The organism is Paraburkholderia sp. BL21I4N1 (genome assembly GCF_002973525.1).
Classification (GTDB): Bacteria; Pseudomonadota; Gammaproteobacteria; order Burkholderiales; family Burkholderiaceae; genus Paraburkholderia.
Genome location: NZ_PVEN01000006.1, coordinates 411398 through 436405, shown reverse-complemented (window position 1 = coordinate 436405; position 25008 = coordinate 411398). Strand labels below are relative to the sequence as shown.

The following is a 25008-nucleotide window of genomic DNA, read 5'->3' as shown; positions in this document are numbered from 1 at the left end:
CCCATGAGCGTAGCCGAGTATTTTTCATCGATGGAGTACGGTCCCGCACCCGAGGACGATCAAGCCGCGCGCGCCTGGCTGGCGCGCCATGAGGCGGGCTTCGGGCACTTCATCAACGGTGCGTGGCATGCGCCCGCGGCCGGCGAGCGCTTCGTTTCGCATGCGCCTGCCAGCGGCGAAGTGCTCGCCGAAGTCGCGCAAGGCGACGCCGCCGATATCGACGCGGCCGTCGCCGCCGCACGTGTCGCGCAGCCGGGCTGGCTCGCGCTGGGCGGCGCGGGGCGCGCGCGGCATCTGTATGCGCTGTCGCGCATGGTGCAGCGTCATAGCCGCCTGTTCGCCGTGCTCGAAGCGCTCGATAACGGCAAGCCGATCCGCGAAACACGCGATATCGACGTGCCGCTGGTCGCGCGGCATTTTCTGCATCACGCGGGCTGGGCGCAACTGCAGGACAGCGAGTTTGCCGACTATGCGCCGCTGGGCGTCATCGGCCAGATCGTGCCGTGGAATTTTCCGTTGTTGATGCTTGCGTGGAAGATCGCGCCGGCGATTGCAACGGGCAACTGCGTCGTGTTGAAGCCTGCCGAATACACCCCGCTGACGGCGCTGCTGTTCGCCGAACTCGCGCATCAGGCCGGTTTGCCGGCGGGCGTGCTGAACGTCGTCACCGGCGACGGCAGCACCGGCGCGGCGCTCGTCGAGCATCCGCAGGTCGACAAGATCGCCTTCACCGGTTCGACGGAAGTGGGCCGTCTGATCCGTTCGGCCACCGCAGGCACGGGCAAATCCCTAACGCTGGAACTGGGCGGCAAGTCGCCCTTCATCGTGTTCGACGACGCGGATCTGGACGGCGCCGTGGAAGGTGTGGTCGACGCGATCTGGTTCAACCAGGGCCAGGTGTGTTGCGCGGGCTCGCGGCTGCTCGTGCAGGAAGGTATCGAAGCGCGCTTCATCGCAAAGCTGAAGCGGCGCATGGAGACGTTGCGCGTCGGCACGTCGCTGGACAAGAGCATCGATATCGGTGCGATTGTCGATCCGGTGCAGCTCGAACGGATTCAGTCGCTGGTGGAAGCCGGGCGGCGCGAAGGCTGTGCGATCTGGCAAGCGGCCGACACGTCGCTGCCCGCCAGCGGCTGTTTCTATCCGCCGACGCTGGTCACCGGCGTGGCGCCGGCTTCGACGCTCGCGCAGGAGGAGATCTTCGGGCCGGTGCTGGTGACAATGAGCTTTCGCACGCCCGACGAAGCCGTTGCACTCGCCAACAACTCACGCTACGGATTGGCCGCGAGCGTCTGGAGCGAAACGATTGGACGTGCGCTCGACATCGCGCCGCGCCTCGCTTGCGGGGTGGTGTGGATCAACGCGACGAACCTGTTCGACGCAGCGGTCGGTTTCGGCGGTTATCGCGAGTCGGGTTACGGACGCGAAGGCGGCCGTGAGGGCATTTACGAATATCTGAAACCGCGTGCGTGGCTCAACCTTGGCGAGCGTCAGACGCTGGTTCGCGAGGCCGGCGCAGGCCGCTTCGAGCCGACCTCGAATGTCGCACTGATCGACCGTACCGCGAAGCTCTTTATCGGCGGCAAGCAGGTGCGGCCGGACAGCGGTTATTCGTTGCCGGTCCACGCGCCGGATGGAACCGTGGTCGGCGAAGTGGGCGAGGGCAATCGCAAGGACATTCGCAACGCGGTCGAAGCGGCGCGTGCCGCGCAGAAGTGGTCGCAGGCAAGTGCGCATAACCGCGCTCAGGTGCTGTTCTATCTGGCGGAGAACCTCGCGGTTCGCGCGGACGAATTCGTGCGGCAGCTCATGGTGCGCAACGGTGCAACGGAAACCGCGGCGCGTGCCGAAGTCGATGCATCGGTCACGCGCCTCTTCACCTACGCGGCGTGGGCCGACAAGTTCGACGGTGCCGTGCACACGCCGCCGCTGCGCGGCGTCGCGCTGGCAATGCATGAACCGCTCGGCGTGATCGGCATTGCGTGTCCGGATGAAGCGCCGTTGCTCGGTTTCGTTTCGCTGATGGCGCCAGCGCTCGCAATGGGGAGTCGTGTGGTGGTGTTGCCGAGCGTGGTCTGTCCGCTGGCGGTGACCGATTTCTATCAGGTGGCCGAGACGTCGGACATTCCCGGCGGCGTGCTGAATATCGTCACGGGCGAGCGTGCCGCACTGTTGCCGGCACTTGCCCGCCATGACGATGTCGACGCGCTCTGGTGCTTCGGCAGCGCGGCGGACTCGATGTTGGTCGAACGTGAATCGGTCGGCAATCTGAAACGGACCTTTGTCGATCATGGCCGCCAGTTCGACTGGTACGACCGTTCGAGCGAAGGCCGGCCGTTTCTGCGTCAGGCCGTGCAGGTGAAGAACATCTGGATACCTTATGGCGATTGACGGACGGTCTCGTTAAATAGCGTTCGTCAAGCGTAAAAACGATCCGCACGCCAACCAGAAAATGGAGGAGACAACGTGCTGAAGAATCTGGAACTGCTACTCGATGCCGACGTGCCGTGCGCACGTCAGGTGTCCGCATACGTGTCCCCGAGCCGAGCACGAGCCACGCAAGGGGAGCGCGCATGAGCAACGACAATTTGATTGAACGGCGCGGCCGCGTCGTGATTCTGGGCATTTACGTCACCGACCTGACGTTTCGCGCCGAGCGTATGCCGTTGATCGGTGAAACGATCGCCGGCTCCGCATTCGCGATGGGGCCGGGCGGCAAGGGCTCGAATCAGGCGGTGGCCGCCGCGCGCGCCGGTGCCGACGTGGTGTTCTGCACGCGTCTCGGCAACGACGCGTTCGGTGAAATCGCCCGCGCAACATGGGCTAAAGAAGGCATCACGGCGCGCGCGTCGGTGATCGACGGCGTGTCGACCGGTGCGGCACATATCTTCGTCGACGACACGAGCGGTATGAACGCAATTATCGTCGCGTCCGGCGCGGCCGGCACGATGAATGCGGCCGACGTCGACGCGATCGAAGCGGATATCGCCGCCGCGCGTGTCTTCGTCACGCAGCTGGAGCAGCCGCTCCCGGCCGCGCGTCGCGGACTCGAAGTGGCGCGACGTCATGGCGTCATCACCGTGTTCAATCCCGCGCCCGCGTTGCCGCTCGACGACGACATCTTCCCGTTGTGCGATTACATCACCCCGAACGAAACCGAAGCCACCGCGCTGACCGGCGTGCCGATCGCGAACGCCGACGACGCGCGCCGTGCCGCCGACGTCCTGCTCGCCAAAGGTGTCGGCACGGTGATCGTGACGCTCGGCGAGGCCGGCGCGCTGCTGCATTCGGCGACGCAATCCGTCTTCGTGCCGGCTTATCACTGTGGCCGCGTGGTGGAAACGGCGGGCGCGGGCGACGGCTTCACCGGCGGTTTTGCCGCGGCGCTGGCGCGGGGCGACGATCCAATCGCGGCACTGCGGTTCGGTTGCGCGTTGGCCGGTATTTCGGTCACGCGTCCGGGCACGGCGCCTTCCATGCCGACGCTGGACGAAGTGAATCGCGTATTGAATCAGTCGGCCAGTGTGTCGCAGGCATCCTGACCGGGGGCTTGCTTTTTACGGCCGTGAAGTTAGTGCAGCATGAGGAGAGTGTCGTCACCATGAAGTCCTCGTTCACCGCAGGAAAACTGTTCGGCGACCGGCAACTGAATTTTCTGCTGATCGTCAACGTGCTTGTCGTGCTGCTCGCGACGTGGCTCTCGCATGGCCAATTCGTCGATATCGACAACCTTCAGTCGATGGGCGGACAACTCCCCGAGCTCGGCCTGCTCGCGCTAGGCATCATGCTCTCGATGGTGTCGGGCAACGGCGGTATCGATCTGTCCGGCGTCGGACTCGCGAACCTGTCCGGCATGGTCGCGGCGCTGATCGTGCCGCATTTCGTCAATGGCGACGATTCGCCCGCGCTCTACACCGCGCTGTTCTGCGTGATCGTGGTGGTGATGGGTTTGCTCGGCGGACTGCTGAACGGCGTGGTGATCGCGCGGCTCAGGCTCACGCCGATTCTCTGCACGCTCGGCACGCAACTGCTGTTCACGGGTTTCGCGGTGGTGCTCAGCAATGGCGCCTCGGTGCATGTGGACTATGTCGATCCGCTGTCGGATATCGGTAACGGTACGGTGTTTCAGGTACCGATCGCGTTCTGCATCTTTATCGCCGCCGTGATCGTGCTCGGCTGGTTGCTCAGGCGCAGCCCGTTCGGCTTGCGTCTCTATCTGATGGGCACCAATCCCAAAGCCGCGTTCTACGCCGGCATTCCGCGCGCGCGCATGCTGATCACCACGTATGCCATGTGCGGCGTGCTCGCGTCGCTGGCTGGACTGATCAGCGCGACGCATACGTCCAGCGCGAAATGGGACTACGGCAACTCCTATCTGCTGATCGCGATTCTGATCGCGGTGATGGGCGGCGTGAATCCGGCCGGCGGTCATGGCCGCATCATCTGCGTGTTTTTTGCCGCGACCGTGCTGCAATTTCTGTCGAGCCTGTTCAATCTGATGGGCGTATCGCAGTTCTTCGGCGATTGCGCATGGGGCTTTCTGTTGCTGTTGTCGCTCGCGTTTGCGGGGGGCGAGCGGGTGCGGGCGATTTTTGGATTCGGTGGCGGCGGGACGGGTGCGGCGAGTGCCGGCTCAGCGCCAGCCCCAGGCGCCGCGCAGAAACGTTAGCGAGCGCCGGCGCGCTCGATCAGGGATTCAGTACACAGCGGACAACGAGCCCTGGCTGTCCGTCGCGATTAAGTGGGCGACATCGAACGAATAAAGGAGACTTGGCATGAAACTGACTCGACTGAGCGCCGCGTTGACAGCCGGCGCGCTTGCGGTAGGCGTGATCGCGGCGGCACATGCGGCGACCAATGAGACGATCGTGACCGTCGTCAAGGTGACCGGCATCAACTGGTTCAACCGGATGGACGACGGCGTCAAGCAATTCGCAAAAGACAATCCGGGCGTGACCGCCTATCAGACCGGTCCGGGCCGCGCGGATGCGGCACAGCAGCTCAAGATCATCGAAGACCTGATCGCGAAGAAGGTCACGGCCATTGCCGTGGTGCCCTACGATCCGCCCACCCTCGAACCCGCGCTGAAGAAGGCGATGGATCGCGGCATCAAGGTGGTGACGCATGAGGCCGACAACGAAAAGAACACGATGGTCGACATCGAAGCGTTCGACAACACCGCGTACGGCGCGGGCCTGAACGAACGGCTTGCTTCGTGCATGCACGACGAGGGCAAATGGGCCGTGCTGGTCGGCTCGCTCGGCAGCCGTTCGCAGGTGCAGTGGGCCGATGGCGGGATCGGCAACGCGAAGACCAAGTATCCGAAAATGGATCTGGTCGAACCGAAGCTCGAAACCAATAACGACGGCGAGCGCGCCTATGAAGTCGCGAAAGAAGTGCTGCGCAAGCATCCGGATCTGAAGGGATTCCAGGGTTCGTCGTCGCTGGACGTGATCGGCATTGGCCGCGCGGTCGAGGAAGCCGGCATGCAGGGCAAGATCTGCGTGTATGGCACGGGACTGCCGACGGAAGCGGGCAAGTTCCTCGAAAGCGGTGCGATCAACGGCATTGCGTTCTGGGATCCGAAACTGGCGGGCATTGCGATGAACAAGATCGCGCAGATGTTGATCGATGGCAAGACGGTCGAAAACGGTGCCGATCTCGGCATTCCGGGTTACACGAAGGTCACCGTCGCGAAAGGGCCGGGTAAGGGCATTATCGTGCGCGGTCAGGGCTGGGTGAACGTCGACAAGTCGAACTACAAGCAGTATCCGTTCTGATCGCGTGGCGCAGTTTGCCGGGTCGGTCACGGCGTCCTCAAGGGATTTCCCGCGGGGACGCCGCAACAGTTTCACGTCACGACGAATCGCACCATGAATCAAGACGTAACTTCAGCCCGTTCCCACGCCGCGCAGCCGTTTTTGCAGGTGATCGGCGTACACAAACGTTTTACCGGCGTGCATGCTTTGCGCGGTGTGAGCCTGTCGTTCGAGCGTGGTCAGATCTATCACCTGCTGGGTGAAAATGGCTGCGGCAAGAGCACGCTCATCAAGATCATCTCCGGCGCGCAGCCGCCCGACGAAGGCGAACTCGTGATCGAAGGCGTTCGTCACGCGCGGCTCTCGGCGCTCGAATCGCTCGCGGCCGGCATCGAAACCGTTTATCAGGATCTCTCGCTGCTGCCCAATATGAGCGTGGCGGAAAACGTCGCGTTGACCGCCGAGCTGGCCGGGCACGCGGGCAAACTCGCCCGCACGTTCGACCGCCGCGCGCTTGCGCGCACGGCGGCGCGTGCGCTCGAATCGGTCGGCCTGCCCGGCGACGCCGGATTCCAGTCGACGCTGATCGAACAACTGCCGCTCGCCACGCGTCAACTCGTGGCGATTGCTCGCGCGATTGCCAGCGAGGCGAAGTTCGTCATCATGGACGAGCCGACCACGTCGCTGACACAAAAGGAAGTCGACAACCTGATCGCGGTGCTCGCCAATCTGCGCGCACAGGACGTGACGGTGCTGTTCGTGAGCCACAAGCTCGACGAGTGCTATGCGATAGGCGGTGAAGTGATCGTGCTGCGCGACGGACAGACCATGGCGCAAGGACAAATCGCGCAATTCACCAAGGCGCAGATCAGTGAGCTGATGACCGGCCGCCATTTGTCCACCGAGCGTTATCGCGAGGGTGCGGTGGGGCAAGACGTTGTGCTGGAGGTACGGGGTCTTGCGCGTAGCGGCCAGTTCAGCGACGTCTCGTTCGCGCTGCACGCCGGTGAAATTCTGGGCGTCACCGGTCTGCTCGATTCCGGCCGCAACGAACTCGCGCGCGCACTCGCGGGCGTGGCGCCGGCGCAAACGGGGCAAGTGGTGCTCGACGGAAAGAGCATTACGTTACGCACGCCTTCGGACGCGAAAAATCATCGCATCGGCTATGTGCCGGAAGATCGCCTGAATGAAGGGCTATTCCTCGACAAGCCGATTCGCGACAACGTGATTACCGCGATGATCTCCAGTTTGCGCGACCGCTTTGGCCAGATCGACCGAACGCGTGCGATGGCCCTCTCGGAACAGACGGTGAAGGATCTGCAGATCGCGACCCCCGGAGTCGATAAGCCCGTGCAGTCGCTGTCGGGCGGCAATCAGCAGCGCGTGCTGATCGGCCGCTGGCTCGCCATCGATCCGCGCGTGCTGATTCTGCATGGGCCGACCGTTGGTGTCGACGTCGGTTCAAAAGACATCATCTATCGCATCATGCAGCGTTTGTCGCAACGCGGGATCGGCATTATTCTGATCAGCGACGACTTGCCCGAACTGCTGCAGAACTGCGACCGCATCCTGATGATGAAGAAGGGCCGCGTGGCGAACGAATATCAGGCCGACACGTTGAGCGAAGCGGACCTGTACCACGCGTTGCTGTCGGAAGCTGCTGCTTAAGCACACACGCTGCAGAAAGGACGTCCTACTCATGAACTCGCGCATCCATTCGCGCATGAACCAGACCATGACCACACCGACCGTCGTCGAAGTCGCACCGGAGGTCAAGCCGCCGAGCTTGCGGGCCAAACTTGCGCGCAATCCCGAGTGGTTCACCGTCGGGCTGATCGTGGTGACGTGCGTGATTGTCGGCGCAATCAATCCGCGCTTCTTTCAACTGGCCACGCTGTTCGATCTGCTGCATTCGGCTACCACGACATCGCTGTTCGCACTAGGCACGCTGGTCGTGCTCGCGTCCGGCGGGATCGACGTGTCGTTCACCGCCATTGCGGCGCTGACCATGTACGGCATCACGAAGGCGGTATTCGCCTGGTGGCCCGATGCGCCGTTTGCGCTGATCCTGATTACCGGCGCGATTGGCGGTGTCATGCTGGGCGTGATCAACGGTTTGCTGGTGCATCGGTTGAAAGCGCCCTCGCTGATCGTCACGATCGGCACGCAGTACCTGTATCGCGGGCTGTTGCTGACTTTCATCGGCACGTCGTTCTTCATGAACATTCCGCACAGCATGGATCGCTTTGGCCGCATTCCGCTGATGTTTTATCAAACGGCGGATGGCTTGCGCGCGGTGTTGCCGGTTTCGGTGGTGGCGCTGGTGGCGGCTGCACTGCTGACGTGGTGGCTGCTGAACCGGACGATGATGGGGCGCGGCGTCTACGCGATGGGCGGCAGTCTCGCGATTGCCGAGCGGCTCGGCTACAACCTGCGCGCAATCCATCTGTTCGTGTTCGGCTATACCGGCATGCTGGCCGGCATTGCGGGCATTCTGCACGTATCGAACAACCGGCTCGCGAATCCATTCGACCTGGTGGGTTCGGAACTCGACGTGATCGCCGCGGTGATTCTGGGCGGCGCGCGCATTACCGGCGGCACGGGGACGGTGGCGGGCACGCTGCTCGGCGTGGTGCTCGTGACCTTGATCAACAACGTGCTGATTCTGGTGGGGGTGCCGAGTACGTGGCAGAAGGTGATTATCGGCGCGTTCATTCTGATCGCCGGCACGCTGTTCGCGTTTCAGCGCAAGAACTGAATGCGGCGGGGTTTGAACGCCGCGTGGCAAACGGCTTATTTACGTTTGCGCGGCGTTTGACCGGCTTCGGTGATGATTGAATCGAAGTCGTCGACCTGCGAGAAACGCACGGCCTTGACGACGCCGAACTTGCTCTTGTCCACCACCAGATGACTTTCCACGGCGCTCGCCATTGCGGCCTGTTTGAGTGCGACTTCATGGAAATTCCAGCAGGTGACGCCGCGCGCGGTGTCCACGCCGCCCGCTGAAATGAACGCCTTGTTGATACCCATGCGGCGCAGCATTTCCAGGCTTTCTTCGCCTGCGAATGAATCCGAAGAAGGAATGTAGACGCCACCTAGCAGAATCATGCGCACATTCGGCTTGCGCCGCAAAATCTCCGCGACGTTTAGCGAATAACACACCACGGTCACGTGGCGTTCAACGGGAATCAGCCGCGCCAACGTGGTGAGCGTCGTTCCGCAATCGATAAACAGCGTTTCGTTGTCGCCAATAAGACCCGCCGCCACGGCGGATGCTTCTGCTTTGGCCTGCGCGAAATGATCTTTCTCTTCTTCGAGCGAGTAACCGGCGTTATTCGGCACGTCGGTCGCGCTGACGATGTAACCGCCGAGATAGGTGAACCGTTCGGGACTGCCGGCAATATCGCGGCGGACAGTCATTTCCGAAACGTTTAGCAGGCTTGCTGCGTCGCGCAAGCGCATCACATTCTGCTTGGCCAGCGCTTCGGCGAGGGCGCGGAGGCGATAGGGTTTCAGCATGGAGGTCCTGTCGCGCGATGTGGAAGATAGTTATGTTTTGTACGGTTTGATGAGAGAATTATAACAAGGTGTGTGGGTCGCGGCGAGGGTGATTAGCAGATTGCCGGCGGTCAAATGCCACGCGATTTTGAATGAATAAACCGTCATTGCCGACCGGGCGGAAATGGGCCGATTGGCAATGACGGTTCGGTAAAACGACGTGACGTTTATTTCGTTGCTGCTGCGCGTTCTATCGCGGCAATGTCGATTTTTTTCATGGTCATCATGGCTTCCATCGCGCGTTTGCCGGCTTCGCGATCGGACCCGGTGACGAGTTCGAGCAAACGCCTGGGCGTGATCTGCCACGAAAAGCCCCAGCGGTCCTTGCACCATCCGCAAGGCGCTTCCGCGCCACCGTTGCCGACAACGGCGTTCCAATAGCGGTCGGTTTCTTCCTGGGTCTCTGTCTCGACCATGAAACTGATTGCCTCGTTCGGCTTGTAGTGGGGGCCGCCGTTCAGCCCCACGAAGCGCCGCCCGAGCACGGTGAACTCGACCGTCAGATCCGCGCCCTGGCCCACGCCCGGTATCGGGGATGGATGGCCTGCACTGACATGACTATCCGGGAAGGTCGCGGCATAAAATTCCGCCGCCTCACGTGCTTTGCCTTGATCGAACCACAGGCATGTTACTAGCTCGGCCATTGCACTCTCCTTGTAGAAACTCGCACTATCGACTGGTTTCGAAGCAGGTGCCAAAGGTCCACATTGTTCGAGACAGTTGGCTCTTTTGCTGACACGATCCCGTGTGTCGAGTTCCTGATTTACGGAAAGTCGAGTCTCGCCGCGTCTCGCTTGATCGCGACGCACTTTATCTCGACCAGCAAGCCCGCGCGGGCGAGTTCGGACACGCCGATGGCGGTCCATGCATAAGTGCCTCGCGGAAACACGCGATTCTTGACCTCGCGGAATACGGGCATATGGGTGCTCATTTGTACGTGGTACGTCGTCATGTCGACAACGTCGTCGAACGTACAGCCGGCCGCTTGTAGTACTACGCGCAGGTTTTCCCAGCAGGCCAGGAATTGCGCCTCGGGATCGGCGATGACGTCGAGATCTGCAGTACGGCCGACCTGGCCGGCGCAGAAAACCGTCGCGCCGACTTTCACGGCGGGGACATAGCCTGCACGGTCGACGATGTTTTGCATCGTCGGCGGGATGATCAATTCGCGGTCTGTCATGGGTTTTTCCGGTGCGAGGTTGAAGCGGTGAGGTGCGGTGTTTCGGATTGCGGTTCGCCGGACAATCTGAACGCACTTCGGCGACACAATGTTCATCGGGCAATGCAATGATGAGAGAGCGGTTGCCGGTGCCGGCCACGGTGGGCGTGACGTGACAGTCTGCCGGCACCATGCCTATGTTTTCCCGGAAGTGCCAGCGCGCCGGCCACGAGATCCGACTCCGGCGTTTGCGGAGGCCCAGACGCGTGAATCCGCACCCTCGTATTCGAGCCATGTGCGAAACAGCGTCACCAGTTCATCGGCGGACTTCTCATCCGGCACGTACGTGCAATAGCTGCGCGACGCCAGGCGAGGGCCCGCGAAAGGCATGACAAGTCGACCGGCGGCGAGATCGTCGGCGATCAGCGCGGTCGGCCCCATCGCGATGCCGATTCCGTCGACCGCGGCTTGCAACGTCAGATAGAAGTGGTCGAAGGTCAGCGCCGCAGCCGGCGTGAGTGCGGCAATGTTCGCCCTCGCCAGCCAGTCCGGCCAGAGACGCGGCAGGCTCGACGTATGCAGCAACGTGTGCTGCCGAATGTCTTCAGGTGTTTGCAGCGGCAGGCGCTGCAACAGCGCCGGACTGCAGACCGGGATCCGCTCTTCGGCCAGGAATGGCCGCATCGAATAGCCGTAGAACGTGTCCGGACCGCCACGGATGATGACTTCATCGCTCCCCGGCAAGCTTTCCACCGGCTCATTCGACGTTTCTACCTTGACGTCCACATCGGGATGCGCGGCGCGAAATGTCGCCAGTCTCGGCACGAGCCAACGCAACGTGAATGTGGCAGGCGCGTTCACGGAGAGTGTTCGCGAGACTGGTTGAGGCAGACCATATTTCGCGCTTGCTTGCGCGATGCGTTCGAGTAGCGGGCCGATTTCCGCCAGGTAGGCCACGGCCGCCGGAGTCAATGCCACGCGCCGGTTGTGCCGTTCAAACAGCGATGCACCAAGCCATTCCTCGAGCAGACGCACCTGCTGGCTCACCGCGCCTTGCGTGACGTGCAATTCGGCGGCGGCCTCCTTGAAGCTGCCGAGCCGACCCGCGGCTTCGAAAGCGCGCAGAGCATTGAGCGGAGGCAATAGCCGTTTCATTCGCAGTAGTTTATCTAACGTGAACTGCGAATTTATCTGGGTTGTTCGCGTATCGCAAGATAGATATTCTATTTACTGGCCTCAATCTATCCCTTCTTTTCTGGCTTGGAATTCGCATGCTGAGTTATACCGGCGGCTTCGTCCTCTTTGCCGCCTTGCTCCACGCGAGCTGGAACGCGATGCTGCACGGCAATCGCGACCGCTTTCTCTCGATGACGTGGATGAGTATTGCGATCGCGACGGTCGCCACGCTCGCGGTGGTGTTCATTACACCGCGGCCGGCCAGCGCGGCGTGGCCGTACATCATTGCATCGGGGCTCGTGCATACCCTTTACAACATCACGCTCGTGCGCTCGTACCGCCGTAACGATCTGGGGCAGGCGTATCCGATCGCGCGTGGTTCATCGCCGTTGCTCGTCTCGCTAGGTGCGGCGCTATTCGCGCACGAAACGATCGGGCCTTTGCACGTGTTGGGGATCGTGATGATTTCGGGCGGCATCATGGCGATCGCGCTGGACGGGAGTCGCGTGTCGCGCGCCGGTGTGCTGGCCGCATTGACCACCGGCGCGACAATTGCCGTTTATACCGTGATCGACGGCATCGGCGTGCGTCTGTCCGACGGCCAGACACTCGCGTACACCGCGTGGATGTTTCTGTTCTATTGGCTGATGCCGGTACTGTTCGTCGCGATGCGAGGACTAGCGGCGTTGTGGGCGCCAATGAGGGCGGAGCCTTGGTCGGTGAGTTCGTCGCTGGTGGGTGGCGTAGTTTCCATCGCGGCGTACGGCATCGTGATCTGGGCGCTGGATTCGGGTGCGATGGGCGCGGTATCGGCATTGCGCGAAACCAGCGTGGTCTTCGCGGTGCTGATCGGCCGGATGTTTTTGCGGGAGACGGTCAGCGCAAAGCGCTGGCTCGCGTGTGTGGTCGTCGCGGCTGGGGCGGTGTGTCTGGGGTTCCAATGAATGTTGTTTCGCAGTCCCCGTTGATTCTCATAACCGGTGGCGCTCGTGGCGTAGGCGCGGCGACTGCGCGACTCGCTGCCGCGCGGGGCTACGATGTGGCGATAAGCTTCGTCTCCAGCGAATCGGCCGCCCTTGCTGTCGCGGCTGATGTGGAAGCCGCCGGGCGGCGCGCCTTAGCCATGCGTGCGGATAGTGCAGATCCGGAGCAGGTCGTTCAGCTATTCGCCGCGATCGACCGGAAATTCGGCCGGATCGATGTGTTGGTGAATAACGCCGCGATCATTGCACCGCAGTCGCGGCTGGAGGACCTCGAATTAGCGCGGATGCAGCGTATTTTCGCGGTCAATTCGATCGGCCCGATTCTCTGTGCACAGCAGGCGACGAAGCGGATGTCGCGTCGTCACAATGGTCGAGGCGGCGTAGTGATCAACGTCTCGTCGGCATCGGCCCGACTCGGTAGTCCAAACGAGTATGTCGACTATGCCGCGTCGAAGGGTGCGCTTGAGACATTCACCATCGGTTTCGCCAAAGAAGTCGCGCGAGACGGAATCCGCGTTAACTGTATTCGCCCCGGACACATTTACACCGACATGCATGCTAGCGGCGGAGAGCCGGGACGGGTAGATCGCGTCAAGGACTCGATCCCCATGGGACGTGGCGGTCAACCCGAAGAGGTTGCGCAGGCGATTCTATGGCTGGCGAGCGCCGAGGCTTCGTTTGTCACCGGTACGTTCCTCGATGTCACCGGCGGCAAATGAAGCGAGCGACACGGTGCGACGCCTGGAGCTTCTATACATGCACCGCGTCAGGCATCAGAGCTTGGGCGTTCACGCGCGTTCCGCCACTCTCAACAGTTGATCGAGAACCGGCGTGAGAAAGTGCACGCTCACGGCGTTGCCTTGTTCGATCGCGGCAGAAAGAAAGCCGATAACCCAGAGCGACGCATAGAACCCCGTCGCGCGCCGGCGTTCGCCTTGCGGCGCCCAGCAGCGCAGCAGTGCCTCGGCATAGAGGCGGCCGCGTTCTCCGACCAGCGTGTCGATGTGCGCGAGCGTCGTGCCCAGCACGAGCAGCGGATCGCCGTAGCACACCGAGTCGAAGTCGATCAGCCCGCTTAGTTCGTTGTCGTCCACGAGGACGTTCTTGATCGTGAGATCGTGGAGAAAGCAGACCGGGCGCAGTGTATCGAAGTAGTCTTCGAGCGAGGCGCGCACGAGGCCGAGTCGTGCGCGAAACCGGTCGAGCGGCGAAGCGTCCGGGCGCGCGAGTGTCGCGACGTGAGATGCAATTGGCGTAGGCTCGTCGAAGATGTCAGTCCAGCGTGCCCGAGGCGCACGCGCGCCGATCGCGGTCCAGCCGAAACCACCCTGCGCGGCAGCGGGCAGCTGTTGCGCCACGCGGCACTGGAATGCGATCACGGCTTCGGCAATCCGTTGGGCTTGGCTGGCATCGAGCGAGTCGAACACGTGGAAGAGATCGCGGCCGGGCAGCCAGTCGAGCACGACGAAATCTCCACCGGCGGGCGTGGTGCCTTGTGACAGCACGGTCTGCACCGGCAGGCCGAGGTCGTGCAGTGCGGCGAGATTCGAACCGGTGTGCAGAAACGTTTGTGCGTGGGGGCTGACACGTAAGGCCAGTGAACGGCCACCAGGCATATGGGCGCGGTACACCGCATTGCCGCTGTGGGCGAACGCCTGGCGCTCGAGTCGCAGCGGGCGCTCACCGTACACGTCTGCCATGCACTGGGCGATCGCTGCGTCGTCGCTGCCTGCCTGATCGCCCATCTCGCCGCCCGGTGTCTCTTGTTAGCGGCGTATTACAGCAGCGACGGCAGGGCGCAGCAATGGATCGATTATTGGAGAATGTTTCGGGCGTAACGGAGGCGGTAAGGTGGGTGGACTTGTGCCGTGAGTGCTGTCATCGGGCGTAACCCGTGGAAATATTCGGGTTGTGTTGCAGAACTTGTCGAGGAGTTGGTGAGCATGACGCGGAGGGCGGCCACCCGCCTGATAGCATGACGGCTTCCAAACCTGATCGACCGCCATGAACTCCACACGACCTGCCCGGCGCTTTTCGATGATCCGCGAATTTCATCTGGCTGATTGGTTCACACTCGGTAATGCGGTGTGCGGTACCAGTGCCCTCTTCTCGATCATTTCATACATTGCAAGCGCCGACGTCCTGCACGTGTATTACGCCGCGGCTCTGATTTTCGCCGCGTTGGTTTTCGACGTTCTCGACGGAAGAATCGCCCGCTGGCGACAGAAGTCGTCGGTGTTGGGACGCGAGCTGGACTCGCTGGCCGATGTGATTTCGTTCGGCGTAGCGCCCGCCATCATCGGTTATGGGTGCGGCATGAGAGGACTGTACGATCGATTCCTGCTCGTCTATTTTGTGGCCTGTGGCGTGTCGAGACTGGCCCGCTATAACGTGACGGCGGAAGACCTATCGCTCGAAACCGGCAAAGTGTCCTATTTCGAGGGCACGCCTATTCCCACGTCGATTGTTCTCGTGCTGATGTTGGTCGTTGCTGCATGGTTCGATGCGATCGGCTCGAACATGTGGTTCGGCAAAATTCAGTTGCCTGGCGGCACGCTCCATCCGTTGACACTGCTTTTCGGTCTGTCCGGTTCGTTGATGATCAGTCGGATCCGGGTGCCGAAACCTTGATGGTGTCTTGATGACGGATGAAGGTGCCGTTTTTTTGGTCGGGCGGTGATGGTGTGACTCACCGCTAGGCAATGGTTACGCTGACCCGAAACGAATCCGATGCAATCATTTCCATCCAGTCAACCTGCCCGGCACTACACAAATCGTGCTCCGCGGATCGTAAAAGCGCCAGCCGCTGCGCGCAATCGCTGACGCTCAACCGGGCGACACGCGCTTTCATCGACAGCCTCGATTCTGATTTGACTCGGCGAATCTCCCGCAAAACATCGGAGACAACGTCGACCGTGGCAACGGACTCCGCCGGCCCGGCGTGCGCCTCGATCGAGCGAACGTCCGGCCACGGCGCGCGATGAATGGACTGTCCGTTCCACCATGACCAGCATTCCTCCGCGGCAAACGGTAGAAACGGCGCGAACAGCCTCTGCAGGACCGAAAGGGATTCCGCGAGCGCCCGATGAACGGACGCCGCGCCGCTTCCCGTGCCATGTGCCCGGCTCTTCACCAGTTCCACATAATCGTCGCAATACCACCAGAAAAAGGCTTCCGTTTGCTCGATCGCCTTGCTGTAGTCGAGCGAGGCAAGCGCCGTGGTAGCGAGTTCGACGATCTTCGAGAGACGCGCCATCATTGCGCGGTCCAACGACTCGGTGAGACTGCCGACAGAGGTATGCGCAAAGCCTAGCGCGAACTTCGACACATTCAACAGTTTCAACGCCAGCCGCCGGCCGTTCTTCATCTGCGTTTCGTCAAAGACCGCGTCCATACCCGGACGTCCCAATGCCGCCCAATAGCGCACACCGTCGGAGCCGTATGCGTCGAGCAGCGCGATCGGCGTCACCACGTTGCCCTTCGACTTCGCCATTTTCTTCCGGTCGGGATCCAGAATCCAACCCGACAGCATCGCGTTTTTCCACGGCAACTGCTTCGTTTCCAGACGCGATCTGACGATAGTCGAAAACAGCCATGTCCGGATGATGTCGTGCCCCTGCGGGCGGAGATCCATGGGAAAAACACGCTCGAAGCAGCCGTCCGCCTCCTCCCAGCGTGCTGCGATCTGGGGCGTCAGCGAGCTTGTCGCCCACGTGTCCATGATGTCGGTTTCGCCGATGAATCCGCCGGCTTGCCCCCGCTGATGTTCGGCGAATCCCGGCGGAACATGCGACCGCGGGTCGATCGGCAGCGTCGACTCGTCCGGACAGATGGGGGCGCCAAAGTCAGGCTGACCTTGCGAATCGAGCGGATACCACAGCGGAATCGGCACGCCGAAAACCCGTTGACGGCTGATGAGCCAATCTCCGTTCAGACCGCCGACCCAGTTCGCGTACCGGCTCCCCATGAAACCGGGATACCAGCGAAGCGCCTCACCAGACCTCAGCAGTTCATCGCGTAGCGCCGCGTCACGGCCGCCGTTGCGCAGATACCATTGACGCGTGGCGATAATCTCGAGCGGACGGTCACCCTTTTCGAAAAACTTGACGGCGTGCGTCAGCGGACGTGGCGAACCCATCAAATCGCCGCTGGATGTCAGCATGTCGACGATCCGGCGACGTGCTTCCGCGACGGTACAGCCGGCGATTTGCAGGTACGACGCGCGACCCGCCGGCCGTTCGATCCAGTCCGGCGCAGCGCGCTCAAGGCGACCGTCCTTGCCGATCACGGCGCGGGTCGGCAAATTCAGTTCCCGCCACCAGATCACGTCCGTGAGATCACCAAAGGTACAGGTCATCGCGAGCCCTGTTCCTTTGGCAGGGTCCGCGAGGGTATGGGCCATCACGGGCACGTCCATGCCAAATAACGGACAGCGGACCCGCCCGCCGATTAATGAGCGATAACGCTCGTCCTCGGGATGCGCAATCAGCGCGACACAGGACGGTAGCAGTTCCGGCCGCGTGGTGGACACCATCACGCCGTTGCCGTCGGCGTCGACAAAACGAAGATCGTGATAGGCGCTCGCAACGTCGCGATCTTCCAGTTCGGCTTGTGCGATGGCCGTCTGAAACGTCACGTCCCAAAGACATGGAGCCTGCTGGCTATAGAGTTCGCCGCGTTGCAGATTTCGCAGCAACGCTCGCTGACTGGCGCGCTGTGCGCGTTCGTCGATCGTCGCATAGGTGAGGCGCCAGTCGACTGAAATGCCGAGACGGATGAACAGATCGCGGAACGCAACTTCATCGATCTTCGTCAACCGATGACATAGTTCGAGGAAATTGCGCCGGCTAATCCGCGCAAACGACGATCGCTGGGACGGCGCGACAGCGGACGCGCAATAGTCTGGATCATAGGCCGCGTCCGGATCGCAAACGACGCCGTAGTAGTTCTCCACACGCCGCTCCGTAGGCAAGCCGTTGTCGTCCCAACCCATCGGATAAAAAACCGTCTTGCCCGTCATTCTCTGGAAGCGCGCGATGATGTCCGTATGCGTATAGCTGAACACATGGCCGACGTGCAGAGAACCCGAAACAGTGGGGGGCGGCGTGTCGATGGAGTAAACGGCGTTACGTTCAGCAAGGCGATCGAACGCGTACGTGCGCTCGTTTTCCCATTGAAGGGTCCAGCGCTCTTCAATCCCTTCGAGTTTCGGTTTGCCGGGAATGCGGTTTGCCAGTGGGAAACCGCGTGCCATGCCGCAAGCGGAGGCAATATCGGGCGACGGCGGGAAGAGGTCGCAACGAGAACCGGCGACGAACTGGCCGGATGGTATGGCAGAGGCGTTTGAATGAAACTGTGCGCAGCGACACAGGCGCATGAGGCGGGAACGACAGGAATACAGGAGCGCCGTGGCGGCGTTCAGCGGGTCGTTACGTTTAACGGTGACATAGCATCCTCCTAAGGTAGATGGGAGAAAACAACTGATCCAGCTTGTGGCCCGGACACTTTTTTATAACTGATTCCTATCATTCCTGCAACACGTCACGCTCTTTTGCCTTTGCGTGAGACCGAGCGCTTGCCGGCATTCTTTGAGAAGCGATGACGATTGCCAAGGAGCTCGACCAGCCGTGTCTCGCTTTCGGAAAACGAGTAGCCGCGCCGCTGCGAGATCATGAACGTGAGGGCGCGCATGTGCCATGCGCGCCGTTGAAGTTCGACCAGCGTTCCATTCGCGAGATCTTCCGCCACGACATGATGCGGCATGTGCCCCCAGCATAAGCTTCCCTTGAGCAAATCGTGCTTCGCGCCGAGGTCATTCACCAGCCACTGGCGTTCACCGGCGACCCCCTGTTGTGTCTTTTCCGCATCGGGTTGATTGTCGGTTACGACGAGCTGGATGTGCCGGCCAAATTCCTCACGCGGGATCGGCCCCGCGATGGCGGCCAGCGGATGCGACGGCGCACAGACGGTCACCATTTGCGCTTCACATAAATGCAGCCTTTCAATCGTAGCTGGGCTCAGCTCCGGCACGTCGGCGATGGTCACCGCCAACGCGCACGTGCCGTCGAGAACCAGACGCTCGCCGCCTTGCATGGTCGTCATGCGCAGATTGATTGCAACGGTTGGAAAGTCCGACTGCAGGCTGCGCAGGCATTCAATCAGGTGCGCGCGCGGAAAATAGGTATCCACTGCAATCGAGACCTGGGGTACGCCGGCTTCGGCAATCGCCACCGCGCGCATCTTCATTTCCTCGGTGCGTGAGATCACCCCACGAGCATCGGGCAGAAGGCTGCGGCCCGCGGCCGTCAGCGTCGCCTTGCGAGCGTTGCGTTCGAACAGCATCACGTCGAAGGCGCTTTCGAGCGCGGCGATCGCGTGACTGATCGCCGACTGCGCGCGTCTGAGCTCCCGTGCAGCGCCGGAAAAGCTTCCCTGGTCACACACCGCCACGAAGGCCCGAAGCTGATTGATGGTGACGTTATCGAGCATACATATCCAAAGAATAGATGGTAAGGATAGATATTTAGTCAATTGGCTTCATGAATCAAGACCTTCAGAATCGTGTTGTCGCTCGGAACAACGCTAACGAAGGACGCATGACATGAACAGACTGAATGGAAAAACCGCCGTGATCACCGGTGGCGCGACCGGCATCGGCCGGCGTCGCCGGACAGCAGTTTCATGACCGCCAGCGAGCTCGCCGTGGACGGCGGCCTTGCGCAACTCTGACACGCTACGCCCGGCCGGTCACTCCATTCGATACCCGGAGCCGGTAGGGCGTGGCACACCGAAGGAAAATAGATGAACTACGCAATTATTGGCTTCGGCAAGATCGGCCAGGCGCTTGCCAAGGCCTTTGCCCGAAGCGGCATCGACGTATCCGTTGCAACCACTCGCGATCCGGAAAGCTTTGCATCCGCCGCAGCCGCGATCGGACCCGGGGTCATTCCCAAAACGCTGGCGGAAGCGGTCAACGCGGACATCGTCTTTCTGGCGGTCCGTTTCGAGGCGCACGGGGATGTCGCGAAGGCGCTGCCTACATGGAAGGGCAAGATCATTGTCGATGTGACCAATGCCTACGGCGTGCCTCCTGAGCAACTCGGGGGACAACCGTCGGCCAAGGTCGTCGCGCAGGCCTTCACTGGCGGCAGACTGGTTAAGGGCTTCAATCATCTGGGCGCGACCGTCCTTGGTCAGGATCCAGCCGTACACGGCGGCAGGCGCGTCGTGTTTTTGGCGAGCGACGACGACGGCGCCGCTGCGGAGATCGGTGCGCTTGCGGAAAATCTCGGCTTTTCACCGATCGAACTTGGCGGCCTTTCGGAAGGCGGACTGCTGGTGCAGGGGCGCGGGAATAGCTGGGGTCACCTGATTTTTAAGGACCTGGTCAAGTTCGCCTGATAAATCGCGATCGCACATTTCGATGTGAAATGGCGGTTCCAGGCCTGGCGTCCGTCGCTCACTCGCGCAGCGAGCGACGGCGCCTCAACTACGCACCACCGCAGTCGCCACCACGACAGCCGCGAAGATCAGCGCCGGCGCGAGATGCCCGAACGGTTCCCGATTTCGCAGCAACGTGACGAGCGCGCCGAGCATGATCGCACCGGCCAGCAGCAGGCCTAAAACTCTGGTTTGTGGTCCAAAAAGAAGCGCTGCACTCAACAGTTCGAGCGCGCCACAGAGCAAATGAAACCATGCCGGGTAACCCCAACGCGCGAAGTCATGCTTCACCGCGCCGCGTCCCGAGAGATTGACCACTCCGGCAATCGCGAACAGCACCGCTGCGATCGTCGCGAGAATCGATTCGAAAGATGCAGTGTTGAATGCCATCGTCATGCTCCGTTGTCTTGCCGAAAGTTCTGCGCGGAGAGATCCGCAATCAGGCCGGGGCCGCGAGGTTCCCACGCAAGAACTTGCCGGGCATGCTGGCCGCTTACCGTCTGGTCGAGCGCCAGCGCGTCGGCAAATGGCCCAAACGATAGACGAGCCTCGTCGAGCGGCCAGCATTCGACGCGCTCGGCACCGACCGAGGCCCGAATCGCTTCGCCCATGTCGGCGACGGCAACGGCCTCTTCCGCGACCACATTGAGGATTTGTCCCGTGACTTGATCGTCTCCGTTCGCCAGCCGCTCCACCGCGCTCAGATAGGCAGCGGCGAGATCGTCGACGTGCACGGCAGGCCAGTGATTGCGACCCTCGCCGACGAGCCTCACACCGCCGGTCTGACGAGCCATGCCGGCAAGCATGCCGAAGACGCCGCCGCCGTACCCGTGCACCATCGCCGGCCTGAGGATCGCCGCGGCAATCGAGCGGCGTGCCGCGAGCGCCAAGACGTGTTGCTCCACGGCGGGCCGCCAGGCGACGAGCGGTGTCGGGTTCAACGCCGCTGCTTCAGTCGCGGGCTCGCCCATCGTATGGCCGTAGACCCAGGTGCCCGACGTATAGACAAACGCCGCGCCCGGCCGCAAATGCGAAAGCATCGCCTCGACGGCGGCTTTGTCAGCAGCGGCGGCGGAGGCGTCGTTGGTCGACGCGATGTGCATCACGCCGTCGGCGTTCCCGGCAGTCGCTGCGAAAGACTGCGGCTCACGCAAGTCGCCGCCATGCAGTTTCACGCCGAGACGTGCCAGCGTGCTCGCAGCCGACGACCTCTCGTCGCGCACCAGCGCCGTCACCTGATGGCCGAGGCTGATTGCCTTGCGCGCGACCGCTTGCCCGATGTAGCCCGTGCCACCTGTCATGAACAGTTCCATAGCGTTTTCCTCGATGAGTGTCCGCGAAGTCGATAAGTCAGAATAACGAGACTAGTTAGTCTCGTTTCCGCAAATCTAAACGAGACTGGCCAGTCTTGTCAACTGCCGAACGATCTGTTACTTATAGGGGGATGAACACGTCCTCTCTCCCCGACCTGAGCCCGCTGCAGCGCCGAAAGCGGTCCGCCATCCTCGACGGTGCGAAAACCGTTTTTTTAAGGCAGGGTTTCGGCCTCGCCACGATGGACGATGTCGCCGCGGCCGCCGGCGTCGGCAAACAGACGGTCTACCGCCACTTCAAGTCGAAAGAGGCGCTCTTCGTGGGTCTGGTGAGCGCGATGTGCGCCGAGGTGGGTGGCGTGCTTGTCGGTGCGCTGGACGAGCAATCCGACGGCTCGCCCGAGGTCGCGTTGCGCGAGCTGGGATGGGTGTTGGCACAAATCCTGATCGAGCCGGATTATCTGCGGCTTTACCGGGCTATCGTCGCCGAGGCCGAGCGTCTGCCGGAACTCGGTCAGGTGTTTTACGAAAACGGGGCGAAGGTCGTGCGCGCCTTCGCGGCAAAAATTCTGCGCAGTCGATTCGATGAATCGACGGCCGCATTGCGCTCGGCGACATTCGTTCAGTTGGTGTTGGGCGACGCGTATCTGGAGCTGTCGATTGGCTACGCGGTGCCCAATGTCGAAGCGCGCTTTGCGCTGCAGATCGACGAGGCGGTGGCGGCGGCGCTTCGCTAAAGAGCGCTACGCTGGCGCCTAACCATTTCCGCCGTGCCACAGCGTCAGCTTGTTCGACACGACAAGGACGCCCGGCACGGTCCGCGCAATCTGCTCGGCCTGGCGGATCTGATCGGCGCTATGCACCGTCCCGCTCAGGAACACCGCGCCGTCGCGCGCACGGACAAACACACCGGCCACATTGAAACCGGGCGCCCTAGCCAGCGCCAGCCGGACGGCCTTCGAGAGAGCGCGGTCGCCGTCTGACTGTGCCGCGTCATTGCCGCCGATCACCTGCTGCGGCGCCGGCACGGAGTACGTTGGACCGGTCTGCACGCAAGCCGACAAAGCCGCCGCTGCTACAGCCACCCACGGAATGCGTACGGGTTTGCGGATCATGACTTTGGTCCAGTGGCAATGCGTGGCGCTCGCCAGAACATCGCCGATAAACACCGTGCAACGATTGGCAGGAACTGCCCGTCCGGTGGCCGTGCTGTCGTTGCGCACGATCTGAAGATTACGCGCGATCATTCCTTTCCCTTACGCCCCTTCGAATAACGCCTTTCAACGCGCTTTATTCGAAGTCGTTCCGGCTCGTCGTTTACCCGCGCGCCAATCTCGCGGCGTCTTGTCGGGCGGTCGCCATAACCTTCACGCGAATCCCACTATAGCGCTCACGCGTATTGCGCCTCGACTCATGCGGGAATATTTTTCGGCAGCCGTTAGCGCCCGATGACGAACGCTCGGCGTCGCAGCGAAAGGTGCAGTGGCGGCCCACGATCCGGTCCGCCGTCGCAACGACAATCAAGGAGACGATCAGTGCTTTCCGGAACGATGCCGATCAATGTCGGCAATACTGCATTCATGCTGCTCTGCGCGAGTTTGGTCATGTTGATGACGCCAGGGCTCGCGTTCTTCTATGGCGGCCTGGTCGAGCGCAAGAACGTGCTGTCGATCATGATGCAGAGCTTCATCTCGCTCGCATGGACAACCGTGCTCTGGTTCGCGTTCGGCTACTCCATGTGCTTTGGACCGAGCTGGCACGGCATCATCGGCGATCCGACCTATTACGCGTTCCTGCGCGGCGTGACCTTGCAGACCATGTACACGGGCAACGACGCCGGTATCCCGCTCGTGGTTCACGTCGCCTATCAGATGATGTTCGCCATCATCACCCCCGCTCTGATTACCGGCGCATTTACCAACCGCGTGACCTTCAAGGCCTATTTCCTGTTCCTCACCGGTTGGCTCGTGCTGGTGTACTTTCCGTTCGTGCACATGGTCTGGAGTCCGGATGGCCTGTTCGCGAAGTGGGGCGTACTCGACTACGCGGGCGGTATCGTGGTGCACAACACCGCCGGCTTTGCGGCGCTGGCTTCGGTGCTCTACGTGGGCCGTCGCCACGTGATGACGCACAAACCCCATAACGTGCCGCTCATTGCATTGGGCACGGGCCTCCTGTGGTTCGGCTGGTATGGCTTCAACGCCGGTTCGGAACTTCGTGTCGATGCGATCACGGCGTCGTCGTTTCTCAATACCGACGTCGCCGCGTCGTTTGCCGCCATTACCTGGCTGGTGATCGAATGGCTGAATGCCCGGCAACCGAAGTTCATCGGCTTGCTGACAGGCTCGGTGGCGGGCCTGGCGACGATCACGCCCGCAGCCGGCTATGTGTCGCTCGGCACGGCGTCTATCATCGGGATTACCGCGGGTCTGGTCTGCTATTACGCCGTTGCCCTGAAAAACCGCCTCGGCCTCGACGACGCACTCGACGTGTGGGGCGTACACGGCGTTGGCGGCTTGATCGGCACGATCATGCTGGGGATCTTCGCGTCGAAGGCGTGGAATCCGAACGGCGCCGACGGGCTTCTGCTCGGCGGCGTGGATTTCTTCTTCAAACAGTGCGTGGCGGTGGTCGTATCCGGTGTCTGGGCGTTCGCGTTTACCTGGGCCATGTTGTGGCTGATCGATCGCGCAACGCCGGTCAAGGTCCACGCCGCTGCCGAGGAGCGCGGACTCGATACCGAATTGCACGGCGAAGCCGCCTATCTCGACTAAGGTTCCGCCGGAACGGAGAGGCGACTTCCTTGACGCTCGCGCGGGTCCGGTCACCTTGTGCGCGAGCGCCTTGTTCAGGTCCGCGTAATCGATGCGCCGCCATCGACCAGTGAAGCCGTGCCGGTCACGAAAGACGAGTCGTCCGACGCGAGATAAAGGACCGAGCGCGCCAGTTCTTCCGGCTTCGCCACCCGCTTGAGCGCATGCAGTCCGGTCACGAAAGCCTGCGATTCGTGGCTGTCGTTCATGCCGCGATACATCTCCGTGTCCACGGCGCCCGGCAATACCGCATTGACGCGCACGCCTTGCGCGCCGTACTCGGCGGCGAGGGCCTGGGTCAGGCCGATCAGCCCAGCCTTGCTCGCCGCGTAGGCCGCGGTGCCGGGAAAGGCGAACGAGTAACCGACGAATGTCGACGTGAAGATGATTGAGCCGCCACCTTGCTTCAACATTTCGGGAATCTGATGCTTCGCGCCCAGGAAAGCGCTGGTCAGATTGGTTGCCAGCGCGGCATTCCAGCCGGCTTCGGAAATGCCCGTGGTGGGGCCCATCTCGCCGAGCGTGCCGGCGTTGTTGTAGGCGATATCCAGACGCCCGAAACGGCTCACGGTGAATGCGACGAGTGCCTTCGCGAAGTCTTCCGATTGCACGTCGCCGGCCAGATACGCCGCTTCGCCGCCTTCGCCGACGATCTCCGCAACCAGCGCTTCGAGTTCCGTCTCACGACGCGCCGCGATGACGACCTTGGCGCCTTCCTTCGCGAACAGCTTTGCCGTGGCACGGCCAATTCCTGAGCTGGCGCCCGTGACGATGGCGACTTTTCCTGTCAAGCGTTGCATGTTTATT

The 25008-nt window shown here is 62.0% G+C and carries 23 protein-coding genes; 12 read left to right on the top strand and 11 right to left on the bottom strand.

Annotated features, from left to right (window positions below):
• Nucleotides 1-3 precede the first annotated feature (3 nt).
• The 6 genes from B0G83_RS18830 to B0G83_RS18805 all read left to right on the top strand — a co-directional run bounded on the left by B0G83_RS18830 (nt 4) and on the right by B0G83_RS18805 (nt 8517).
• A complete protein-coding gene (locus B0G83_RS18830) occupies nt 4-2391 on the top strand; it encodes an aldehyde dehydrogenase family protein (protein WP_105508880.1) in 2388 nt (795 codons plus the stop codon).
• A gap of 182 nt (nt 2392-2573) precedes the next feature.
• Entirely contained in the window at nt 2574-3542 is a 969-nt protein-coding gene (gene rbsK, locus B0G83_RS18825; protein WP_105508878.1) for a ribokinase, read from the top strand.
• A gap of 59 nt (nt 3543-3601) precedes the next feature.
• Nucleotides 3602-4669 carry an ABC transporter permease gene (locus B0G83_RS18820; RefSeq protein ID WP_105508956.1) on the top strand — a complete coding sequence of 356 codons (1068 nt, stop codon included), beginning with the start codon at nt 3602-3604 and terminating at the stop codon, nt 4667-4669.
• Nucleotides 4670-4775: 106 nt separating this feature from the next.
• Entirely contained in the window at nt 4776-5780 is a 1005-nt protein-coding gene (locus B0G83_RS18815) for an autoinducer 2 ABC transporter substrate-binding protein (protein ID WP_105508877.1), read from the top strand.
• 93 nt (nt 5781-5873) lie between these two features.
• Nucleotides 5874-7427: a sugar ABC transporter ATP-binding protein gene (locus tag B0G83_RS18810; RefSeq protein WP_105508875.1), complete on the top strand. Its 1554-nt coding sequence runs from the start codon at nt 5874-5876 to the stop codon at nt 7425-7427.
• A 31-nt stretch (nt 7428-7458) separates the two neighbouring features.
• Nucleotides 7459-8517, top strand: a complete 1059-nt coding sequence (locus tag B0G83_RS18805) for an ABC transporter permease (RefSeq protein ID WP_105508874.1) — start codon at nt 7459-7461, stop codon at nt 8515-8517.
• 35 nt (nt 8518-8552) lie between these two features.
• On the opposite strand, the gene B0G83_RS18800 is transcribed toward B0G83_RS18805, so the two are convergent.
• The 4 genes from B0G83_RS18800 to gcvA form a co-directional block, all read right to left on the bottom strand.
• Entirely contained in the window at nt 8553-9278 is a 726-nt protein-coding gene (locus tag B0G83_RS18800; protein ID WP_105508873.1) for a DeoR/GlpR family DNA-binding transcription regulator, read from the bottom strand.
• Nucleotides 9279-9484: 206 nt separating this feature from the next.
• Nucleotides 9485-9961 carry a VOC family protein gene (locus B0G83_RS18795; protein ID WP_105508872.1) on the bottom strand — a complete coding sequence of 159 codons (477 nt, stop codon included), beginning with the start codon at nt 9959-9961 and terminating at the stop codon, nt 9485-9487.
• Nucleotides 9962-10080: 119 nt separating this feature from the next.
• A complete protein-coding gene (locus tag B0G83_RS18790) occupies nt 10081-10593 on the bottom strand; it encodes a RidA family protein (protein ID WP_258167954.1) in 513 nt (170 codons plus the stop codon).
• Between the two features lie 78 nt (nt 10594-10671).
• A complete protein-coding gene (gcvA, locus tag B0G83_RS18785; RefSeq protein ID WP_105508871.1) occupies nt 10672-11631 on the bottom strand; it encodes a transcriptional regulator GcvA in 960 nt (319 codons plus the stop codon).
• 116 nt (nt 11632-11747) lie between these two features.
• Here gcvA and B0G83_RS18780 point away from each other — a divergent pair, with 116 nt between their 5' ends.
• Both B0G83_RS18780 and B0G83_RS18775 read left to right on the top strand, forming a co-directional pair.
• On the top strand, nt 11748-12596 hold the full coding sequence (locus B0G83_RS18780; RefSeq protein ID WP_105508870.1) for a DMT family transporter: 849 nt from the start codon (nt 11748-11750) through the stop codon (nt 12594-12596).
• Nucleotides 12593-13354: an SDR family oxidoreductase gene (locus B0G83_RS18775; RefSeq protein ID WP_105508869.1), complete on the top strand. Its 762-nt coding sequence runs from the start codon at nt 12593-12595 to the stop codon at nt 13352-13354. Before B0G83_RS18780 ends, B0G83_RS18775 begins: the two co-directional genes overlap by 4 nt.
• A gap of 69 nt (nt 13355-13423) precedes the next feature.
• Here B0G83_RS18775 and B0G83_RS18770 read toward each other — a convergent pair whose 3' ends face one another.
• On the bottom strand, nt 13424-14380 hold the full coding sequence (locus B0G83_RS18770; protein WP_105508868.1) for a phosphotransferase family protein: 957 nt from the start codon (nt 14378-14380) through the stop codon (nt 13424-13426).
• Between the two features lie 292 nt (nt 14381-14672).
• Here B0G83_RS18770 and pssA point away from each other — a divergent pair, with 292 nt between their 5' ends.
• Nucleotides 14673-15266 carry a CDP-diacylglycerol--serine O-phosphatidyltransferase gene (pssA, locus tag B0G83_RS18765; RefSeq protein ID WP_258167953.1) on the top strand — a complete coding sequence of 198 codons (594 nt, stop codon included), beginning with the start codon at nt 14673-14675 and terminating at the stop codon, nt 15264-15266.
• A gap of 64 nt (nt 15267-15330) precedes the next feature.
• Here the strand turns inward: pssA and valS are convergent, their stop codons facing one another.
• Entirely contained in the window at nt 15331-17889 is a 2559-nt protein-coding gene (valS, locus tag B0G83_RS18760; protein ID WP_105508865.1) for a valine--tRNA ligase, read from the bottom strand.
• Between the two features lie 287 nt (nt 17890-18176).
• The gene (locus B0G83_RS18755) at nt 18177-19124 is read right to left on the bottom strand and encodes a LysR family transcriptional regulator (RefSeq protein WP_105508864.1); all 948 of its coding nucleotides are present in this window, start codon (nt 19122-19124) and stop codon (nt 18177-18179) included.
• Nucleotides 19125-19436: 312 nt separating this feature from the next.
• Between B0G83_RS18755 and B0G83_RS18750 the strand changes: the two genes are divergently transcribed.
• A complete protein-coding gene (locus tag B0G83_RS18750) occupies nt 19437-20036 on the top strand; it encodes an NADPH-dependent F420 reductase (protein WP_105508863.1) in 600 nt (199 codons plus the stop codon).
• A gap of 84 nt (nt 20037-20120) precedes the next feature.
• Here the strand turns inward: B0G83_RS18750 and B0G83_RS18745 are convergent, their stop codons facing one another.
• Together B0G83_RS18745 and B0G83_RS18740 are read right to left on the bottom strand one after the other, a co-directional pair.
• On the bottom strand, nt 20121-20465 hold the full coding sequence (locus tag B0G83_RS18745) for a DoxX family protein (RefSeq protein WP_105508954.1): 345 nt from the start codon (nt 20463-20465) through the stop codon (nt 20121-20123).
• Nucleotides 20466-20467: 2 nt separating this feature from the next.
• Nucleotides 20468-21388: an NAD-dependent epimerase/dehydratase family protein gene (locus B0G83_RS18740; RefSeq protein ID WP_105508862.1), complete on the bottom strand. Its 921-nt coding sequence runs from the start codon at nt 21386-21388 to the stop codon at nt 20468-20470.
• A 95-nt stretch (nt 21389-21483) separates the two neighbouring features.
• Between B0G83_RS18740 and B0G83_RS18735 the strand changes: the two genes are divergently transcribed.
• Nucleotides 21484-22125, top strand: a complete 642-nt coding sequence (locus tag B0G83_RS18735; protein WP_258167952.1) for a TetR/AcrR family transcriptional regulator — start codon at nt 21484-21486, stop codon at nt 22123-22125.
• Nucleotides 22126-22143: 18 nt separating this feature from the next.
• Here the strand turns inward: B0G83_RS18735 and B0G83_RS18730 are convergent, their stop codons facing one another.
• Nucleotides 22144-22635, bottom strand: a complete 492-nt coding sequence (locus B0G83_RS18730; protein WP_258167951.1) for a BON domain-containing protein — start codon at nt 22633-22635, stop codon at nt 22144-22146.
• Nucleotides 22636-22923: 288 nt separating this feature from the next.
• On the opposite strand from B0G83_RS18730, the gene B0G83_RS18725 reads away from it, so the two are divergent.
• Nucleotides 22924-24162: an ammonium transporter gene (locus B0G83_RS18725; RefSeq protein ID WP_219849029.1), complete on the top strand. Its 1239-nt coding sequence runs from the start codon at nt 22924-22926 to the stop codon at nt 24160-24162.
• 74 nt (nt 24163-24236) lie between these two features.
• Here B0G83_RS18725 and B0G83_RS18720 read toward each other — a convergent pair whose 3' ends face one another.
• On the bottom strand, nt 24237-25001 hold the full coding sequence (locus B0G83_RS18720) for an SDR family oxidoreductase (protein WP_105508857.1): 765 nt from the start codon (nt 24999-25001) through the stop codon (nt 24237-24239).
• Between the last annotated feature and the right edge of the window lie 7 nt (nt 25002-25008).

Excerpts from the sequence above, each read along its gene's own strand:
- B0G83_RS18830 (WP_105508880.1), top strand. The coding sequence starts at position 4 with ATGAGCGTAGCCGAGTATTTTTCATCGATGGAGTACGGTCCCGCACCC.
- rbsK (WP_105508878.1), top strand. The coding sequence starts at position 2,574 with ATGAGCAACGACAATTTGATTGAACGGCGCGGCCGCGTCGTGATTCTG.
- B0G83_RS18820 (WP_105508956.1), top strand. The coding sequence starts at position 3,602 with ATGAAGTCCTCGTTCACCGCAGGAAAACTGTTCGGCGACCGGCAACTG.
- B0G83_RS18815 (WP_105508877.1), top strand. The coding sequence starts at position 4,776 with ATGAAACTGACTCGACTGAGCGCCGCGTTGACAGCCGGCGCGCTTGCG.
- B0G83_RS18810 (WP_105508875.1), top strand. The coding sequence starts at position 5,874 with ATGAATCAAGACGTAACTTCAGCCCGTTCCCACGCCGCGCAGCCGTTT.
- B0G83_RS18805 (WP_105508874.1), top strand. The coding sequence starts at position 7,459 with ATGAACTCGCGCATCCATTCGCGCATGAACCAGACCATGACCACACCG.
- B0G83_RS18800 (WP_105508873.1), bottom strand. The coding sequence starts at position 9,278 with ATGCTGAAACCCTATCGCCTCCGCGCCCTCGCCGAAGCGCTGGCCAAG.
- B0G83_RS18795 (WP_105508872.1), bottom strand. The coding sequence starts at position 9,961 with ATGGCCGAGCTAGTAACATGCCTGTGGTTCGATCAAGGCAAAGCACGT.
- B0G83_RS18790 (WP_258167954.1), bottom strand. The coding sequence starts at position 10,593 with ATGAACATTGTGTCGCCGAAGTGCGTTCAGATTGTCCGGCGAACCGCA.
- gcvA (WP_105508871.1), bottom strand. The coding sequence starts at position 11,631 with ATGAAACGGCTATTGCCTCCGCTCAATGCTCTGCGCGCTTTCGAAGCC.
- B0G83_RS18780 (WP_105508870.1), top strand. The coding sequence starts at position 11,748 with ATGCTGAGTTATACCGGCGGCTTCGTCCTCTTTGCCGCCTTGCTCCAC.
- B0G83_RS18775 (WP_105508869.1), top strand. The coding sequence starts at position 12,593 with ATGAATGTTGTTTCGCAGTCCCCGTTGATTCTCATAACCGGTGGCGCT.
- B0G83_RS18770 (WP_105508868.1), bottom strand. The coding sequence starts at position 14,380 with ATGGGCGATCAGGCAGGCAGCGACGACGCAGCGATCGCCCAGTGCATG.
- pssA (WP_258167953.1), top strand. The coding sequence starts at position 14,673 with ATGATCCGCGAATTTCATCTGGCTGATTGGTTCACACTCGGTAATGCG.
- valS (WP_105508865.1), bottom strand. The coding sequence starts at position 17,889 with ATGGCACGCGGTTTCCCACTGGCAAACCGCATTCCCGGCAAACCGAAA.
- B0G83_RS18755 (WP_105508864.1), bottom strand. The coding sequence starts at position 19,124 with ATGCTCGATAACGTCACCATCAATCAGCTTCGGGCCTTCGTGGCGGTG.
- B0G83_RS18750 (WP_105508863.1), top strand. The coding sequence starts at position 19,437 with ATGAACTACGCAATTATTGGCTTCGGCAAGATCGGCCAGGCGCTTGCC.
- B0G83_RS18745 (WP_105508954.1), bottom strand. The coding sequence starts at position 20,465 with ATGGCATTCAACACTGCATCTTTCGAATCGATTCTCGCGACGATCGCA.
- B0G83_RS18740 (WP_105508862.1), bottom strand. The coding sequence starts at position 21,388 with ATGGAACTGTTCATGACAGGTGGCACGGGCTACATCGGGCAAGCGGTC.
- B0G83_RS18730 (WP_258167951.1), bottom strand. The coding sequence starts at position 22,635 with ATGATCGCGCGTAATCTTCAGATCGTGCGCAACGACAGCACGGCCACC.
- B0G83_RS18720 (WP_105508857.1), bottom strand. The coding sequence starts at position 25,001 with ATGCAACGCTTGACAGGAAAAGTCGCCATCGTCACGGGCGCCAGCTCA.